Source organism: Paraburkholderia sp. J7, from assembly GCF_905220155.1.
Lineage (GTDB): Bacteria > Pseudomonadota > Gammaproteobacteria > Burkholderiales > Burkholderiaceae > Paraburkholderia.
In genome coordinates this window covers 37,009-53,245 of record NZ_CAJMYZ010000010.1, presented here as the reverse complement: position 1 = coordinate 53,245, position 16,237 = coordinate 37,009, and the positions used below count along the sequence as shown (strand labels likewise).

At 64.0% G+C, this 16,237-nt stretch carries 14 protein-coding genes; 6 read left to right on the top strand and 8 right to left on the bottom strand.

All coding sequences use genetic code 11. The annotated features are described in order from the left end of the window. Positions 1–15: 15 nt before the first annotated feature. The 4 genes from U5A58_RS17580 to U5A58_RS17565 all read right to left on the bottom strand — a co-directional run bounded on the left by U5A58_RS17580 (position 16) and on the right by U5A58_RS17565 (position 2,020). The gene (locus U5A58_RS17580) at positions 16–555 is read right to left on the bottom strand and encodes a PRC-barrel domain-containing protein (RefSeq protein ID WP_321962401.1); all 540 of its coding nucleotides are present in this window, start codon (positions 553–555) and stop codon (positions 16–18) included. A gap of 240 nt (positions 556–795) precedes the next feature. After that, positions 796–1,308, bottom strand: a complete 513-nt coding sequence (locus U5A58_RS17575) for a response regulator (protein ID WP_321962400.1) — start codon at positions 1,306–1,308, stop codon at positions 796–798. Then, the gene (locus tag U5A58_RS17570) at positions 1,305–1,616 is read right to left on the bottom strand and encodes a DUF2795 domain-containing protein (protein ID WP_321962399.1); all 312 of its coding nucleotides are present in this window, start codon (positions 1,614–1,616) and stop codon (positions 1,305–1,307) included. Before U5A58_RS17570 ends, U5A58_RS17575 begins: the two co-directional genes overlap by 4 nt. A 101-nt stretch (positions 1,617–1,717) precedes the next feature. After that, the gene (locus U5A58_RS17565) at positions 1,718–2,020 is read right to left on the bottom strand and encodes an antibiotic biosynthesis monooxygenase (RefSeq protein ID WP_321909440.1); all 303 of its coding nucleotides are present in this window, start codon (positions 2,018–2,020) and stop codon (positions 1,718–1,720) included. A 155-nt stretch (positions 2,021–2,175) separates the two neighbouring features. Here U5A58_RS17565 and U5A58_RS17560 point away from each other — a divergent pair, with 155 nt between their 5' ends. Beyond that, entirely contained in the window at positions 2,176–3,345 is a 1,170-nt protein-coding gene (locus U5A58_RS17560) for a GGDEF domain-containing protein (RefSeq protein WP_321962398.1), read from the top strand. Positions 3,346–3,952: 607 nt separating this feature from the next. After that, the gene (gene cqsA / locus U5A58_RS17555) at positions 3,953–5,254 is read left to right on the top strand and encodes an alpha-hydroxyketone-type quorum-sensing autoinducer synthase (protein WP_321962397.1); all 1,302 of its coding nucleotides are present in this window, start codon (positions 3,953–3,955) and stop codon (positions 5,252–5,254) included. Positions 5,255–5,339: 85 nt separating this feature from the next. Here the strand turns inward: cqsA and U5A58_RS17550 are convergent, their stop codons facing one another. The 4 genes from U5A58_RS17550 to U5A58_RS17535 form a co-directional block, all read right to left on the bottom strand. Next, positions 5,340–6,365 carry a response regulator gene (locus U5A58_RS17550; RefSeq protein WP_321962396.1) on the bottom strand — a complete coding sequence of 342 codons (1,026 nt, stop codon included), beginning with the start codon at positions 6,363–6,365 and terminating at the stop codon, positions 5,340–5,342. Then, positions 6,362–7,723: a HAMP domain-containing sensor histidine kinase gene (locus U5A58_RS17545; RefSeq protein WP_321962395.1), complete on the bottom strand. Its 1,362-nt coding sequence runs from the start codon at positions 7,721–7,723 to the stop codon at positions 6,362–6,364. The genes U5A58_RS17550 and U5A58_RS17545 overlap by 4 nt, the downstream gene beginning before the upstream one ends. Positions 7,724–7,999: 276 nt before the next feature. Then, positions 8,000–8,821 carry an alpha/beta fold hydrolase gene (locus U5A58_RS17540; RefSeq protein WP_321962394.1) on the bottom strand — a complete coding sequence of 274 codons (822 nt, stop codon included), beginning with the start codon at positions 8,819–8,821 and terminating at the stop codon, positions 8,000–8,002. 32 nt (positions 8,822–8,853) lie between these two features. Further along, the gene (locus U5A58_RS17535; RefSeq protein ID WP_321962393.1) at positions 8,854–10,443 is read right to left on the bottom strand and encodes a benzoate-CoA ligase family protein; all 1,590 of its coding nucleotides are present in this window, start codon (positions 10,441–10,443) and stop codon (positions 8,854–8,856) included. Between the two features lie 129 nt (positions 10,444–10,572). Here U5A58_RS17535 and U5A58_RS17530 point away from each other — a divergent pair, with 129 nt between their 5' ends. The 4 genes from U5A58_RS17530 (at position 10,573) to boxA (ending at position 16,132) form a co-directional block, all read left to right on the top strand. Next, positions 10,573–11,529 (top strand): helix-turn-helix transcriptional regulator, encoded by a 957-nt coding sequence (locus tag U5A58_RS17530; RefSeq protein WP_321962392.1) that lies wholly within the window; start codon positions 10,573–10,575, stop codon positions 11,527–11,529. A gap of 129 nt (positions 11,530–11,658) precedes the next feature. After that, positions 11,659–13,335, top strand: coding sequence for a 2,3-epoxybenzoyl-CoA dihydrolase (gene boxC, locus U5A58_RS17525; protein ID WP_321962391.1), 1,677 nt, complete (start codon positions 11,659–11,661; stop codon positions 13,333–13,335). 57 nt (positions 13,336–13,392) lie between these two features. Then, the gene (gene boxB, locus U5A58_RS17520; protein WP_321962390.1) at positions 13,393–14,820 is read left to right on the top strand and encodes a benzoyl-CoA 2,3-epoxidase subunit BoxB; all 1,428 of its coding nucleotides are present in this window, start codon (positions 13,393–13,395) and stop codon (positions 14,818–14,820) included. Positions 14,821–14,872: 52 nt separating this feature from the next. Then, positions 14,873–16,132, top strand: a complete 1,260-nt coding sequence (gene boxA / locus U5A58_RS17515) for a benzoyl-CoA 2,3-epoxidase subunit BoxA (RefSeq protein WP_321962389.1) — start codon at positions 14,873–14,875, stop codon at positions 16,130–16,132. Positions 16,133–16,237: the final 105 nt, after the last annotated feature.

Below are 16,237 nucleotides of genomic sequence, written 5' to 3'. Positions count from 1 at the left end.
GTGTGCGTCAGAGCTTCACACCCCCCGCTTGCGGCGGCTCACGCCCTGGCTCGGCGAGCGGCAGGCTCGCGGCGTCGTCGCTCCAGTACGGCTCGCGGCGTCGTCGCTCCAGTACGGCTCGCGGCCGTAGTACTGATGCACGGAGCTGGCCCAGGTGCGATCGGCCATCGAAGGCCACTCGCCCTTGTCGAAGCCCGGTGCGTTCTTCACGCGCTCGGAGTTGAGGGCGATCACGAAGCACTTGCGCGACGCGTCGAGCGTGAGAGCGTTCCACGGCACCGCAAGCAGCTTGTCGCCAATGCCGAGAAAGCCGCCGCTCGACATCACCATGTAGGCAATGCGGCCGCTTTCCACGTCGAGCATGATCTCCTTGACCTTGCCGACTTCGTCGCCGTCCGAGCTCAGCACGCGGTCGCTGTCCAGCGTGCTCGCCGCCATCACGTCGGGGCCGGGGCCACGCGTTGTCGCGCGGTCGCGGCCGACAATGCGCGCGCCTTCGCCGCTGCGCGGCGTTGAAGCGATTGGGGTTTGCGCTGGGTTTTTCGAATAGGCCATGATGTTCTCCTTGTTCATGATGAAACGCGCACGCCGGGTGTTTCCCGCGCGCGCCCGAAATGGACCGGCCACGCCGGTTTCCACAGCATCGGTCATGCCGTGGTGCGCCAGCGCAGGTTATCGATCAGGAAACCGAATGAAGCAAGGCCGCGCGAGTGGGCGATTTGCGCGCCGCTGCGCCACGTAAGCCGCGACAACGACGGTGTAAATCGTTCATGCGGCGCACGAGGCCCGCGCGTATCAGGGCGTGGCGACCCGGTGGAGGATGTCCAGCAATTGCGCGACCGCGAAGGGCTTGCGCAGGAAGCCCGCGACGTCGGCGTCGGGGGGCAGGGTGACGAGCGCGGAGACGAGCACGAGCGGCACGCGCGCGAGCTTGCTGCTGCGCCTCATTTCGCGCATGAGGGACAGACCGTCCATGCGCGGCATCATGCAGTCGGAGATCACGACATCGGGAGGGTCGTCGAGCGCGCTTTGCAGCGCATCCGAGCCGTCTGCGGCGGTGCGCACCCGGTAACCTTCCTGCCCGACCAGTTCCTTGAGCGCATCGAGCGCGTTGATGTCGTCGTCGACCAGCAATACGGTAGCCATACGTTTCTTGCGTGAGCGGCCCAGCCGGTTACGGTGGCTGTGCCGTTGTTCTTCGTGATCTTCTTTGCGATCGCGCCGCGGCGGGCCCAAACTATCCAGCGGCCGTCCCATACCGCGCAATTTCCGTTCCCGCGCGGGATTCTTTTCGGCTTCGATCGTCATCGCCGCGGCGCCGCTCCCTGTTGGGCGTGTCGGGCGGCGGATTCACGCAAGCGCAATTGTGCGGCGACGATGGAGGCCGCGACCTCGGGAAAGTTGCCGAACGCCTCGTCGGGCAACTGGCGAAGGGCTTCGATCACGTCGCGCGGTGCGCCGCGGCTCTCGGCGCTTTCGATCAGCGTGGCGGGGTGCGCAGGCCAGGTGACGCATTCGAGGGCGTGCAGCACGCGCCCGGTCAGGGCCTTGGCCTTCGAGCGCGCCTCGCCAAGGGTGTCGGCTCGTGTTGCCTCGCAAGCGGAAGCAGGCTTCATCGGCTCCTCCTTCGAAGATCCGATGTTTCCCGCAGGTGCCATTCCTGGCACCCTTTTACCTGCCTTTTGCTCGTTGTCTACGCGCAGTTCCCGGCGGCCATTCAAGCCGGAAGCTTGTCGGCAAGCACGTCGGCGCGGCGAATTTGCGGCGGTGTGGCCAGCAGTTCGCCCGCATGCGCCATCAAGGCCGCCGCCACCTTGCCGTTCAGATGCGCTTCACGGCCAGCTTCGTCGTCGAAGGCGTCGAAGATCGCAAACGTCGACGTGTCGAAGCGCACGCCGAACCAAGCCGGCGTGGCGGGTTCTGCGTCGACCAGCGGCTTCGCACCCGCGAGAAATGCCGCCAGTTCCTCTTCCTTGCCGGGCTGCGCATGCAGCTCGACGTACAACGCACGCTGGGTCATGACATGCCTCCTGTTACGTCGTGGCGCTTCAGGCATGGTCGCGGTGTTTCGGGGCGTTCGTCAAGCGTCGGGACGATGGGGGATAGCGAGGCCCAAGGCGCATGTTTTTCACAATGATGCCGTAAACTCGGACATATCTTCAGACCACGCCGTACATGCTAGATCCGGTCAATATTCTTCTTGTCACGGTGCTTTCGAGCATCATGAGCCTCGCCATTCTCGGCTCGCTGCGGCCTGCGGGTATTCCCGGTGTGGGGCGGTGGATCGGCGCCTATTTGATGGCAAGCGTCGCGATCCTGCTCGCGGGCATGCAACGCCTTGGCTTGCCTGTCCTCACCGTCTTCGTTTCGAATACGTTGCTGGCGCTAGCTGTGGTGCGCATGCTCGAGGGCTGCCGCGAGTTCTTCGGGCTCAAGCCGCGCGTGCCGCTCGCCTACGCGGGAATCGTTGCGCTCGCAACGGGTATTGCGTGGTGGTACTGGGTGACGCCCAGTCTCGGCGCGCGCGTGGCCGTCGCCTCTGCGTTTCATGCGGCCATTTACGTGTCGATCGGTTGGCTCGCATGGCGTTGCCGGCCGCCCGCGCGCCCTGTCTACAGCTACCGGTTCGTGACGCTGGCGGCCTGGCTGGGCGCATTCGCACACGCGCTGCGCGGGGCGATGTACGGCAGCGGCATCGTGAGGCAGTACGGGCTGCTCGACTCCACGCCGCTCAACGTGGCGTGGCTCGCACTCGGCATTCTCGTGTTACCCGCGCTTTCGATCGGCCTGGTTCTGCTCGCGCACGACCGCATGGCCGAGCGGCTCGAGCGCCTCGCGAATCAGGACGAGCTGACCGGCGCGCTCACGCGCCGCGCCTTTCTGGCCCAGGCGAACGCGACGCTCGAAGCCGCGCGCGAGCAGGGCGAGCAGGTCACGTTCGCGATTCTCGATATCGATCACTTCAAGTCGATCAACGACCGCTACGGACACGCCACGGGCGACCGCGTGCTCGCGCAGTTTTGCCGCGTCGTGAAGAGTGGCGTGCGCGTAGAGGACGTGTTTGGCCGCCTGGGCGGCGAAGAATTCGCGTTGCTCTTTGTCGGCATGACCCGCGACGACGCCGTGAGGCGTCTCGACGAATTGCGCGTGCTGGCCCTCGCCGTGCGGCGCAGCGCCGACGCTCACGCCCGTGAGTCCGGGCAGGAGGCGCACGATGGCCTCACGTTCAGTGCGGGCGTGGATGAAGCCCAGGTGCAAGACTCGCTCGCCACCTTGATGGCGCGCGCCGACGCCGCGCTCTATGTCGCCAAGTCACGCGGGCGCGACCGCGTCGTGGCCATCTGAAGAGTCTGTCGGTCTCCCTCGGTAGTTTATGCGTGGTGAATCAATGACCGAATCCTTTCGCGGCGCGACGGGTATTCCTTATCGAAACTCCATGCACTACGCATAGTTGTGCGCCGCGAAGATCTAAACAGCGCTGTTTTTAAACGATAATTATCAATGGCGCGACTGACGTTGCGTGCAGCGTAAAGGCGCTTTCGCTGCATGACGTGCAGGGTCCAAGTGGCCTGCGTGGCGCGCCTCAAAAATTTTCGGGCGGGCGTTTCTTCCCTTGTAACCAGTGGCGATCACGCGATGCGGGATTCCTGCGGATATGAAACGCCTGCTCCTGGCGCCCCGCGCCCGCATTGGTTTTCGAATTCGCTCCGCATTCAAGCGCGCTCTGGCGCCGCCGGCCTGGACACTCCCTGGTTCCCCGCCGCGCGCCGCGACTCACGCGCTCGCCAGTCATTGCATCACCCACATTCAAAAGTCCGTTGCCGCAACGCGCACGTCAGGCCTCATCGCGCGTGTCGTTGCGCTGCGGGCACATTACGGGCCTGCCTCCCGGTATCCATTCTGACCAGACAAGTCGCTTCCGGGGGCAGGCTTTAACCACAAGGAGCCTGAGATGAAAGTTGGCAGCAACTGGCGTAACGCACATAACAACGACGCGGCATTGCCCGCATTCCTCGCAGCACGTGTCGATCGTTACTACACCGAGCGCGTGCAGGAAAGCTGGGCCGGGGGCCACATCATGAAGGGTCGTGTTGCCGATGCTGATGCCTTGCACCTTTCGAGTAACGACTACCTTTCGATTGCGCGTCACCCCGAGATTCTCGATGCAATGTGCATGAGCATCCGCTCGGAGGGCAACGGGCTCTTGATGTCGGGCGTGTTCCTGCACGGCGACGACTGCCCGCAACTCACGCTCGAAGACCGCTTCGCGTCATACATGGGCGCCGAAGCGAGTGTGTTGTGCCAGTCGGGTTTTGCTGCGAACACGGGGCTGATTCAGTCGATCGCCAATGCGCAAACGCCGGTGTACGTCGACATGATGGCGCACATGTCGCTGTGGGAGGGCATACGCAGCGCCGGTGCGCGCGCGATCAGTTTCTTCCACAACGATGTCGAACACCTCGAGCAGCGCATTCAGCGCTACGGGGCCGGGATCGTGATCGTCGACTCCGTGTACAGCACGAACGGCAGCGTGGCGCCGCTCACGGCGATTGCCGAGGTGTGCGCCGAGCACGACTGCGTGCTGGTCGTCGACGAGTCGCATTCGCTCGGCACGCACGGCCCGCACGGCGCGGGCATGGTGGCCGAACTCGGGCTCATCGACCGCGTGCATTTCCGCACGGCCAGTCTCGCCAAGGCGTTTGCCGGGCGCGCGGGCATCATTAGTTGTTCGCGGCGCTTCCAGGAGTATTTCAAGTGCGAGGCGCTGCCGGCGATTTTCAGCTCGACGCTGCTGCCGCATGAAACGGCGGGACTCGCGGCGACACTCGACGTGATCGAGCGCGAAGACTGGCGGCGCACGCGCGTTGCGGCCAACGCGCGTTACGTACGCGGGCGGCTTGCCGAACTCGGCTACAACCTGAACGGCAGCGAAACGCAGATCATCGCGCTCGAAGCCGGGCCGGAGCCGCAGACGATCGTGCTGCGCGACGCGCTCGAAGCGCGCGGCATTTTTGGCTCGGTGTTCTGCGCGCCCGCCACGGCGCAGAACCGCTCGCTCGTGCGGCTCTCACTCAACGCGGCGCTGTGCGAGGATGAACTGGAGCGGCTCGTGGAGGTGTGCGCGGAGATTCGCGATGAGGTGCAGATGTGGAACTGGCCGTCTACGCGCCGCAACGAGCGCAACGCGGGCCGTGCGCGCGTGCGTGTGCCGCAGGCTGTGGTGAATATGCCGATGGTGGCCGTGGCGGCCTGAGCATGCGTGCAGCGAGGCGGCGATAGCGTGGGGGTGCACCCGATTGACGGCCTGCGGAAAACTTACCGCAATTCGGTGCCGTAAATCAGGGTGAGTCCCACGCCGCCTGGATCTCGCGGTCGAGCTGGTCGAGATGCCGGTCGTAGGGCAGCACGTTGTCGAGCGCGAGCCCCGCCGGCTTCTTCACCACGGCGTAGAGATAGCGACGGTCGCCATGAAATTCCGATGCGGGGTGCATATACGGCTGCCATTCCGCACACTGCGCCGGGTAATAGCCTTCCGTGCGCCAGAAATAGGGCAGGCTGCGGCGGCTGTCGAGTTCCGCGAGAAAGCTTGCGGGCGCACCTTGTTCGACCGCGATTTCGCGCACGCCGCGCAGCGATTCGTCGGTGTGAATGACGAGCAGGTATGCCGTGCCGACCCCGTCGAACATCAGGAGTCCGTGCGGTTGGTACGAGAGATAGTGCTCGACGATGCCCAATGAATCGGCAATGCCTTTCACGTGCGCGGCGAGCGCATGATCCTTGAGGAAGGCATATTCGGAAACGGCGAGTGCGTCGAGCACCGTGCTGCAACAGCGGTCGAAATACGCGCGCTGCATATCGTCGATCGCCTGGTTCAGCGTTTCCACGGCATCGACTTCATGCTTGCGGATGAAGCGGTCGATCAGCCCTTCGTTGAAGCTTTTCACCGCCACGTGCTCGTCGGCCTTGCCGGTCAGCACGATTTTCCTGATCGACGGGTCGGTAATCCGGCGGCAAAACTCCATGCCGTTGAGTTCGGGCATGTCGTAGTCGACGACCACGACCGATACCGACTCGAAGCGCGACGCGTTATGTACGAGACTACGTATCGCGTCGACGCGCATGGCGATGACCTGGTGCGCATCGTTTTCTTCGGTGCGGTCCAGATACGGGCTAAAGATGGGCTCAGCGGCCCGGTTCGGTCCGGCACGGCCATTGAGAAACTTCAGCGCCTCGCTGGGCGAGCTGAACAGGCGGAAGGCCAGGTCGGGGTCGAGTTGCAGGCTCAGGTTCGAAAGGAACGCGGCGCTGTCGTCGACGAAGGCGACGGTGGTCGGGTAGGAGAACGGCTGAATGGCTTTCGTCATGGCGCAGGGAATGTCAAAACGAACTCGGTATATTCGCCTTTTACGGAAGAGCAGGTAATTGCTCCACCCATCGCTTGCATGACATCGCGGCAGAATGCCAGCCCGATTCCTGCTCCGAGCGTCACGTCATCGGTGGCGGTTGTCGAAGTATAAAAGCGCGTGAAGATGTGCGGCAATACCTCAGGGGAAATACCGGTGCCCGTATCGCTGAAAATCAAACGATTGGCCCGTTGCCCTGATTCAAGACGAATAGAAATCTGCGCGCCTTCGATGCTGCCCATGTGCCGAAAGGCATTTTTGAGCAGATTGAAGAGCACGTGAACGGTAAGCATTTCAGATCCGTGGAATTCGAAATCGGGGCGCAGATTGCAGATTACCCGACGCCGGTCGCCTTCGCGAAACGGAAAACGCGCAAGCGCGGTTTCCACGCAATGCACGATCGAGCACGTTGTTGCGTTTTGCATGTTGCCGCCCGTGAAGCGCGCCGTGGCGAGCAGCATGTCGATGATCGCGTTCGAATGCAGGGCTTCCTGTTCAATGCGGCCAACCACGCCTTGCAGCGAATGCAGATGCGCCACGCGTATTTTGGGCACGGGCAAGCGGCTGCGCTGGGCGAGCTGATAGGTGTCGAGCAGCGCGGGTAAATAGCGCATGAGGCCTGCGGCGCCCACGCGGATCGCCACGAGCGGGGTGCGCAGTTCGTGCGCCACGCTGCCTGCCGTGGCCAGCATGGCGCGCTCCTGTTCGATCTGAATGCGGTCCTGATCGTAATTGGCCACGGCGCCGATCGCCACCGCGAATGAAAAGATCGCCAGATGGGTGAGGTAGTTCGGCCCGAGCACGATGGGGTACGTGGTGAGGCAGTACGCGATCACCGCCAGGCTGATGCCCACGAGGAACTGCAGCACGAGCATGAGCCAGTCGAGCAGCAGCACCATCACGAACGCCGCGATCAGCGCGCTTTCCACCCACACTTCGTTGCCGTTGTTCTTGAGCAGCATGAACGTGAAAAAGAACGGCAATGCGTAGAGCGTGCAGAAGTACCAGTACCACGGCAGCAGCTTTTTCAGCGCGGCAGGCCAGCGTTCGAACGCCAGAATCGGCACGAACAGAAGCGAGCCGATCAGGCGCAGCGTGAGATTTTCATACGGCTGAGGAAAGAGGTCTTTCCAGACGTAGTAGTAAAGCGGAAAGCCCACGCTAGCCACGACGGCGAGCGGGCGCATGCGGCGCTTCACATATTGCAGGTTGCGCAGCGCGGGCGCGAAGGCGCGCACGAAGCGCGGACGCATCGACGCCCAGGCTCGCCTCAGTCGCACCGAGGTTCTTGAAACGTTCATCAGAATGGAATCGCTCATCGTTCTGGCCGGCGCGCGCGGTCCGGCCGGTCTTCTTGCGTCTCGCTTTTTTGGTGCCCCGTGCTTCTGCTTTCCCGCCGGAGGTCTCGCGTGGTCGGACCCCGTCTCCACCCGGCAAAGAAAGACAATATCACCAAAGGATTGCAGCGATGAGGCGTGTTTGGCCCCTGGATGGACTTCGATGCGGTACCGGAGGCGGTTTGTTATGCGCTGCGCATCGATTCGCCTCATTTTAGAGGCATTCGACGGGCGCTCGGGCGCGCCTCTGTGCGGCCTTCAGGCCGCTGGCTTGCGTTGGGCGGAAGTGAACTGCTCGATTGCGTCGTCCAGTGGCTGCGGCGCATCGCGATGCGGAGAATGGCCGCCGTGTGCTAGCGCGTGGACGCTTGCGTGCGGCACGGCCGCGCCAATCGCTTCGACCTGCGCCATGGTGCCGTAGTGGTCGTCTACGGCCTGTACGGCGAGCAATGGCGCACGAATCGATGCAAGATCGCCGACGATGTTCCAGGCCCGGAAGGCGGGATCGAGCCAGATGTCGTTCCAGCCGTAGAATGCGGAATCGACATCGTCGTGATAGCGCGCGAGCTTTTCGCGCAGGCGGGTCGTTTCGTACGCAACCTTCGCCTCGGCTATGCTTTCGACGGATATCGCTTCGACGAAGACGTGCGGCGCGATTGCCACCGCGCCATCGAGCGCTTCGGGAAAAGCGGCGGCATAGAGCAGCGCGATGGAGGCGCCGTCGCTATGACCGATCAGCCACATGCGCGTGCGTTCGGCTGCGCTGATGCCGAGTGCGTCGAGCAGGGCGGGCAAGACCTCGCGCGCCTGCTGGGTCATGAAATCGACGGGCCATTTCACGTGAGGCGCGCGCGGCGTGGAGCGCCCGTAACCCGGACGCGAATAAACGAGCCCGCGCATGCCGAGGCGCGCGCAAAGCGCGGCGGGCCACTCCTTCCACATGGCGATCGAGCCGAGACCTTCGTGCAGGAACACGGCGAGCGGCGCTTCGCCGTCTGCCGCGCCGATCCAGCGATATTCAATGCGCAGCGCATCGTGCGCATGCGTGGCGGGCAGGTCGGCAAATTCGCTTTCGTTCATGGCGCTTGTCATAGTGTCGTCACGTGTCGCTGTCACGACTGAAACTGCTGGCGCAGCCGGAAACGCTGGATTTTACCGGTCGCCGTTTTCGGCAGATCGTCGACGAACAGAATGTCGCGCGGATACTTGTGCGGCGCGAGCCGCGTTTTGACGAACGCCTTCAACTGCTCGGCCAGTGCTTCATGCGAGGTGTCCGCTGCCGCCTGCTTGAGGACGACGAACGCGCAGGTCTTCACGAGGCCGCCCTGATCGACGCCGATCACGGCGGCTTCGAGCACCGCGTCGTGCTGCATGAGCACCATTTCGACTTCGATGGGCGAAACGTACTGGCCGCTCACCTTGAGCATGTCGTCGCTGCGGCCCGCATAGACATAGGCGCCGCCTGGCAGGCGCCGGTACTTGTCGCCGCTTCTCACCCAGTCGCCGAGGAAGGTCGCGCGCGACTTTTCGCGATTGCACCAGTACATCACGGCCGCGCTCGGCCCGCGGATGAAGAGGTCGCCGATTTCGCCGTCGGGCACAAGCGCGCCGGTCTCGTCGCGCAGTTCGATTTCGTAGCCGGGCACAGGGCGGCCCGTGGTGCCGTATTCCACGGCGCCCGGGCGGTTCGAGAGGAAGATGTGCAGCATTTCCGTGGAGCCGAGGCCGTCGAGAATGTCGCTGCCGAAGTGGTCCCTGAAGCGCTCGCCCAGTTCGCGCGGCAGCGCCTCGCCCGCGGAGGTGCATACGCGCAGCGCGATATCGGCGCGTGCGGGCAGGTTGGGCGAGGCCATCATGCTCGCATAGAGCGTGGGCACGCCGTAGAACACCGTGGGCCGATGCTGCACGAGGCGCGCGAATACGGCGTTGGCGGTGGGGCGTTCGGCCATCAGGATCGTGGTCGCGCCGACCGACAGGGGAAACGAAAGGCCGTTGCCGAGTCCATAGGCGAAGAACAGCTTGGCCGCCGAAAACACGATGTCGCTTTCGCGTATGCCGAGAATGGGCTTCGCGTAGGTCTCGACGGTCCAGTAGAGATTGGCGTGCGTATGCACCGTGCCTTTGGGCTTTCCCGTCGATCCTGAGGAGTAGAGCCAGAACGCGATGTCGTCGCAGCCCGTTTGCGCGGCGCGCGGGGCGGGCTCGGCGCGCGCGATCAGATCGGCGAGGACCGCTAGTGGTTCATCTAAAGCGGGCTGCGAAGCGATTAACTGGCAGTCCTCACATTGTGCTTCGGCGAGCGCGGCGCTCACCGCTGGCAGCACCGCGCCCGATGCGATGACCACGCGCGCGCGGCTGTGCGTGAGCATATACACGTAGTCGGCCGGCGTGAGCAGCGTATTGACGACCACCGGGACGATTCCCGCATAGAGCGCGCCGAGAAAGGCAATGGGCAACTCGATGGTGTCGAGCATCACGAGCAGAACACGTTCTTCGGTGTGAACGCCGAGCGCGCGCATGGCGGACGCGAAGCGGCGGGCCTGCGTTTCGAGTTCGCCGTAGCTCAGCGTGAGCGTGTCGTCGATATAAGCGGTCTTCGCGGCGCGCGCCGCATTGAGCGAGAACAGGTGCGTGGCGAAGTTGAATTGCGCGGGCGGCGCTACAGCCGCGGCGTGTTCTGGCGACGCTGCATGGATTTGCACGGTGGTGTCTCCGCTCTGTCTGCCACGATCGGATTTGTCGTCGTTCGACCTTTTCGCGGAAAATTAGCGGTTAGCAAAATGCATGTCAAGCACTATAGTACATCAACGCGGGTTAAGAGATTCCCTAAGATGAAGCAAACTTACATTGCCGAGCTTCCAGCGGAAGCCGCCGACGACGCCGCGCGCGGCGAGCGCGCCGAACGCGATCCGTTCCTCACTGCCATGGGTGAGCGCGTGCGCATGCTGCGCGCGCGGCGCGGCATGACGCGCAAGACGCTGGCGGCGGAAACCGGGCTCTCGGAGCGGCATCTGGCGAATCTGGAGTCCGGGGTGGGGAATGCCTCCGTGCTGGTGCTGCGGCAGATCGCGAACACGCTGAACTGCCCGCTCGCCGAGGTCATCGGCGACGTCACGACCTCGTCGGCGGAATGGCTCCTGATCCGCGAGCTGCTGCAGGGGCGCGACCCGGCTGCCTTGCAGCGCGCGCGCGTGGCGCTCGCCGAGATGTTCTCGCAAACCAGCGCCGATCCGCAACGCAACGAGCGTATCGCGCTCATCGGCCTGCGCGGCGCGGGCAAGTCCACCTTGGGGCGCATGCTCGCGCAGGAGCTGAAGGTGCCGTTCGTCGAACTGACGCGGGTGATCGAACAACTGGCGGGCTGTCCGCCGTCGGAGATCCACTCGCTGTATGGCGCAAGCGCCTATCGCCGCTACGAGCATCGGGCGCTGGAGGCCGTGGTCGCGGAGCACCCGCGCGCCGTGATCGCCTCGCCGGGCGGTCTCGTTTCCGAGCCGGCCACCTTCAATGTGCTGCTCGCGCATTGCTTCACCGTCTGGCTGCAGGCCGCGCCCGAAGAGCACATGCGCCGCGTCGTGGCGCAGGGCGACCTGCGCCCCATGTCGGGCAATTCGGGCAACAGCGAGGCGATGGACGACCTCAAACGTATCCTGGCGGGCCGCAGCGAACTGTATGGCCGCGCCGACATGAGCTTCGACACCAGCGAAAAGACGCTCGCCGACGCCTACCTGCAACTGCGTGACCGGCTCGCCGCCCGCCTGGCCGCCGAGGCGCCGCGCATCGAGTAACTGGCGGCCGCGCCTGCGAAGGCATCGCGGGTTTACCCCTCAACATGCACTAAACTGCATTGATATGCTTTACATGAGCACTCCATTGCACTATCGTTGATTGAAACGAAGTGCAGAAAGGAGACGCTCATGGCCGCAGTCGAAACCGCCGTCGCCCCGCAACGGGTCGATTACCGCACCGAGCCTTCGCAGTACCGGCACTGGAAGCTGACGTTCGACGGCGCCGTGGCCACGCTCGGCATGGACATCGCCGAGGACGGCGGCATTCGCGACGGCTACAAGCTGAAGCTGAATTCATACGACCTCGGCGTCGATATCGAACTGCACGATGCACTCCAGCGCATCCGCTTCGAGCATCCGGAAGTGCGTACCGTCGTGCTGACCAGCCTGAAAGACCGCGTGTTCTGCTCGGGCGCCAATATCTTCATGCTCGGGCTCTCCACCCACGCGTGGAAGGTCAACTTCTGCAAGTTCACCAACGAAACGCGCAACGGCATGGAAGATTCGTCGCGCCATTCGGGCCTGAAGTTCATTGCGGCGGTGAACGGCGCCTGCGCGGGCGGCGGCTATGAGCTGGCGCTGGCCTGCGACGAGATCATGCTCGTGGACGACCGGTCCTCCTCGGTCGCGCTGCCGGAGGTGCCGCTGCTTGGCGTGCTGCCGGGCACGGGCGGCCTCACGCGTCTGACCGACAAGCGCAAGGTGCGCCACGACCGCGCCGACATCTTCTGCACCGTGGTGGAAGGCATACGCGGCGAACGCGCGAAAGCCTGGCGCCTCGTGGATGAAGTCGTGAAGCCGAACCAGTTCGGCCAGGCCGTGCAGGCACGTGCGCTCGAACTTGCGGCCGCGAGTGACCGGCCAGCGGGTGCGCAAGGCATTGCGCTTACGCGTATCGAGCGTGTGGAGCACGATAGTGGTCTGAGCTACGCAACCATCGATATTACGATCGACCGCGCGAAGCGCACCGCGACGTTTACCGCGAAAGCGCCCGTCACAGCACCTGCTTCGGACATCGAATCAATTGTCTCCGCCGGCGCGTCGTGGTGGCCGCTGCAGTTCGCGCGCGAGCTGGACGACGCGATACTCTGCATGCGCACGAACGAACTCGACATCGGCACGTGGATCCTCAAGACCGAAGGCGACGCGCGCACCGTGCTCGCCGCCGACGCCGCGCTGCTCGCGCACCGCGACCACTGGTTCGTGCGCGAGACCATCGGCATGCTGCGCCGCACGCTGGCGCGCATCGATGTGTCTTCGCGTTCGCTGTTCGCGTTGATCGAACCTGGCTCGTGTTTCGCCGGCACCTTTGCCGAACTCGCCTTCGCCGCGGACCGCACATATATGGCCGCGCTGCCCGCGAACGAAGACGAAGAACCGGCCATCACGCTCTCGGAAGCGAACTTCGGCCTTTATCCGATGTTCACGCATCAATCGCGCCTCGCGCGGCGTTTCTATGAGGAAACCGAACCGCTCGATGCCGTGCGCGCCAGGATTGGCGAAGCGGTGAAGCCGGTCGAGGCCGAGCGCCTTGGCCTCGTGACGGCCTCGCCCGACGACATCGACTGGCCCGACGAAATCCGTCTCGCGCTGGAAGAGCGCGCGGTCATGTCGCCCGACGCGCTCACGGGTCTCGAAGCGAACCTGCGCTTCAACGGCCCGGAGACGATGGAAACGCGCATCTTCGGGCGGCTCTCCGCGTGGCAGAACTGGATCTTCAACCGGCCCAACGCCGTGGGCGAGAAGGGCGCGCTCAAGGTGTACGGCAAGGGCAGCAAGGCGCAGTTCGACGTCGCCCGCGTCTGATATCCGCATCCGCCGCCGCGTTTGCCGCGTCCGTCGAATTTGCCGCAAGGAACCGCAATGTCCACGATCAATTACAGCGAAAAGATTCCGAACAACGTCAACCTGGCCGACGACCGCGCGCTGCAGCGCGCCCTCGAGCAATGGCAGCCGAACTTCCTCTCGTGGTGGGGCGACATGGGCCCCGACGGGTCGCACGGCTACGACGTCTATCTGCGCACGGCGGTGAGCGTCGACGCGGGCGGCTGGGCGCACTTCGACCATGTGAAAATGCCCGATTACCGCTGGGGCATCTTCCTTACGCCTGGCGTTGCGGATCGCAAGATCCATTTCGGCGCGCACAAGGGCGAGGCCGCATGGCAGGACGTGCCGGGCGAGCATCGCGCGAATCTGCGCCGCATCATCGTCACGCAAGGCGACACGGAGCCGGCCTCCGTCGAGCAGCAGCGTCATCTCGGCCTCACCGCGCCTTCCATGTACGACCTGCGCAACCTGTTCCAGGTGAACGTGGAAGAAGGCCGGCACCTGTGGGCGATGGTGTATCTGCTGCATCGCTACTTCGGACGCGATGGTCGTGAGGAAGCCGAAGCATTGCTCGATCGCCGTTCGGGCGACGACGACAACCCGCGCATTCTCGGTGCGTTCAACGAGAAAACGCCTGACTGGCTGGCGTTTTTCATGTTCACGTATTTCACCGACCGCGACGGCAAGTTCCAGCTTTCGGCGCTTTCCGAATCCGGCTTCGACCCGCTCGCGCGCACGACGAAATTCATGCTGACCGAAGAGGCGCATCACATGTTCGTCGGTGAATCGGGCATCTCGCGTGTCGTGCAACGCACCGCGCAGGTCATGAACGAACTGAAGACCGACGACGTGAAGCGCCTGCGCGCCGCGGGCGTGATCGACCTCGAAACGATTCAGCGCTACCTGAATTTCCACTATTCGGTGACGATCGACCTGTTCGGCGCCGACCACTCGTCGAATGCCGCGACGTTCTATAGCTCGGGCCTGAAGGGCCGCTATGAAGAGACCAAGCGAGACGACGACCACCAGCTCGAAGGCCAGCAATACCGCCTGCTCGACGTGCAGGACGGCAAGCTCGTGGAGCGCGAGGTGCCGATGCTCAATGCCATGAACGAAGTGCTGCGCGACGACTACATCAAGGACTCGATTGCGGGCGTGAACCGCTGGAACAAGGTGCTGGAAAAGGCGAGCATCGACGCCCGGCTCACGGTGCCGCACAAGGCGTTCAACCGCCAGATCGGCACCTTTGCGGGCGTGCGTGTTTCGCCGGACGGCCGCGTGATTGGCGAGGCCGAATGGGCCGCGAACGAAGCGAAATGGCTGCCCACCGCGGAAGACCGCGCCTATGTCGCCTCGCTCATGGGCCGCGTGACCGAGCCCGGCAAGTTCGCCAACTGGATCGCGCCGCCGGCCATGGGCATCAACCGGCAGCCCATCGATTTCGAATACGTGCGCTTTAACTGAGGAGCGCGGCGGCGCGTAGCGACGCATTCGCGCGCCGCGGTGGGAGACAATCATGAACGGTCCGCTACCCGTGGAAATTCTCAGGCAACACCTGATCGATCCTGAAATCTGCATACGCTGCAATACGTGCGAGGAAACGTGTCCCATCGACGCGATTACGCACGACGGCACCAACTATGTGGTGAAGGCCGATGTCTGCAACGCCTGCATGGCCTGCGTGCCGCCATGTCCGACCGGCGCGATCGACAACTGGCGCAACGTGCTCAAGGCCGAGGCGTACTCCATTGACGAGCAGTTCACGTGGGACGAACTGCCCGCGCAGAATCCATCGGTGGGTGCGCCGGCCGCAGCACAAGAATCAGGCGATGCGGCAAGCGTTGCACAAGCGGCGCCGAATGCGGTCGATGTGCCCGTCGGTGGCTCCGACATGGTGCGCGGCTCGACCGTGCCGCCGTGGTCGGCAGCGCGCCCCTATGTCCAGCTCTACACGCACAAGGCGCCGACCACGGCGACCGTGGTCGGCAACTATCGCCTGACCCACGACGCCACCGAAAGCGACATCCATCACATCGTGCTCGATTTCGGCGCCATGCCGTTCCCGGTGCTGGAAGGCCAGTCTATCGGCATCTTGCCGCCGGGCGCGACCCCGGAAGGCCGGACCCATCATGCGCGCCAGTATTCGATTGCGAGCCCGCGCGACGGCGAGCGTCCCGGCTACAACAACGTCTCGCTCACGGTGAAGCGCGTGACGCGCGACCACAGCGGCAACGCGACCGATGGCGTGTGCTCGAACTATCTCTGCGACCTGAAGAAGGGCGACGTGGTGACCGTGATCGGGCCGTTCGGCAATACCTTCCTGATGCCGAACCATCCGAATTCGCATCTGCTGATGATCTGCACGGGCACCGGCTCCGCGCCCATGCGCGCGATGACCGAATATCGCCGCCGCCGCAGGCTCAAGGGCGCGACCGGCAAGCTCATGCTCTTTTTCGGCGCGCGCACGCAGCAGGAACTGCCGTATTTCGGACCCCTGATGAATCTGCCGAAAGATTTCATCGATACGACCCTCGCCTTTTCACGCACGCCGGGCCAGCCCAGGCGCTATGTGCAGGACGCCATGCGCGAGCGCGCCGTGGATGTTGCGCAGTTGCTCAAAGACGGCAACACGCATGTCTATGTCTGCGGGCTGAAGGGCATGGAGGACGGCGTGCTGCAGGCGCTTCAGGAGATTGCCGAGAAGCACGGCATGGGCTGGGAGGCCTTGTGGGACCGTCTCAAACGCGAAGGGCGGCTGCATCTCGAGACGTATTGAAACGTTCGAATGCAATGAATCGAGGCCTGAATCGAAACACATAGCGAGCCCGCGATAGTTTAAGCACGATCGTTCTAAAAGCGTTACGATGGCGAATCGCAAAGG

Coding starts and splice junctions, on each gene's coding strand:
- U5A58_RS17580 (WP_321962401.1), bottom strand. CDS start 555: ATGGCCTATTCGAAAAACCCAGCGCAAACCCCAATCGCTTCAACGCCG.
- U5A58_RS17575 (WP_321962400.1), bottom strand. CDS start 1,308: ATGACGATCGAAGCCGAAAAGAATCCCGCGCGGGAACGGAAATTGCGC.
- U5A58_RS17570 (WP_321962399.1), bottom strand. CDS start 1,616: ATGAAGCCTGCTTCCGCTTGCGAGGCAACACGAGCCGACACCCTTGGC.
- U5A58_RS17565 (WP_321909440.1), bottom strand. CDS start 2,020: ATGACCCAGCGTGCGTTGTACGTCGAGCTGCATGCGCAGCCCGGCAAG.
- U5A58_RS17560 (WP_321962398.1), top strand. CDS start 2,176: ATGCTAGATCCGGTCAATATTCTTCTTGTCACGGTGCTTTCGAGCATC.
- cqsA (WP_321962397.1), top strand. CDS start 3,953: ATGAAAGTTGGCAGCAACTGGCGTAACGCACATAACAACGACGCGGCA.
- U5A58_RS17550 (WP_321962396.1), bottom strand. CDS start 6,365: ATGACGAAAGCCATTCAGCCGTTCTCCTACCCGACCACCGTCGCCTTC.
- U5A58_RS17545 (WP_321962395.1), bottom strand. CDS start 7,723: ATGAGCGATTCCATTCTGATGAACGTTTCAAGAACCTCGGTGCGACTG.
- U5A58_RS17540 (WP_321962394.1), bottom strand. CDS start 8,821: ATGAACGAAAGCGAATTTGCCGACCTGCCCGCCACGCATGCGCACGAT.
- U5A58_RS17530 (WP_321962392.1), top strand. CDS start 10,573: ATGAAGCAAACTTACATTGCCGAGCTTCCAGCGGAAGCCGCCGACGAC.
- boxC (WP_321962391.1), top strand. CDS start 11,659: ATGGCCGCAGTCGAAACCGCCGTCGCCCCGCAACGGGTCGATTACCGC.
- boxB (WP_321962390.1), top strand. CDS start 13,393: ATGTCCACGATCAATTACAGCGAAAAGATTCCGAACAACGTCAACCTG.
- boxA (WP_321962389.1), top strand. CDS start 14,873: ATGAACGGTCCGCTACCCGTGGAAATTCTCAGGCAACACCTGATCGAT.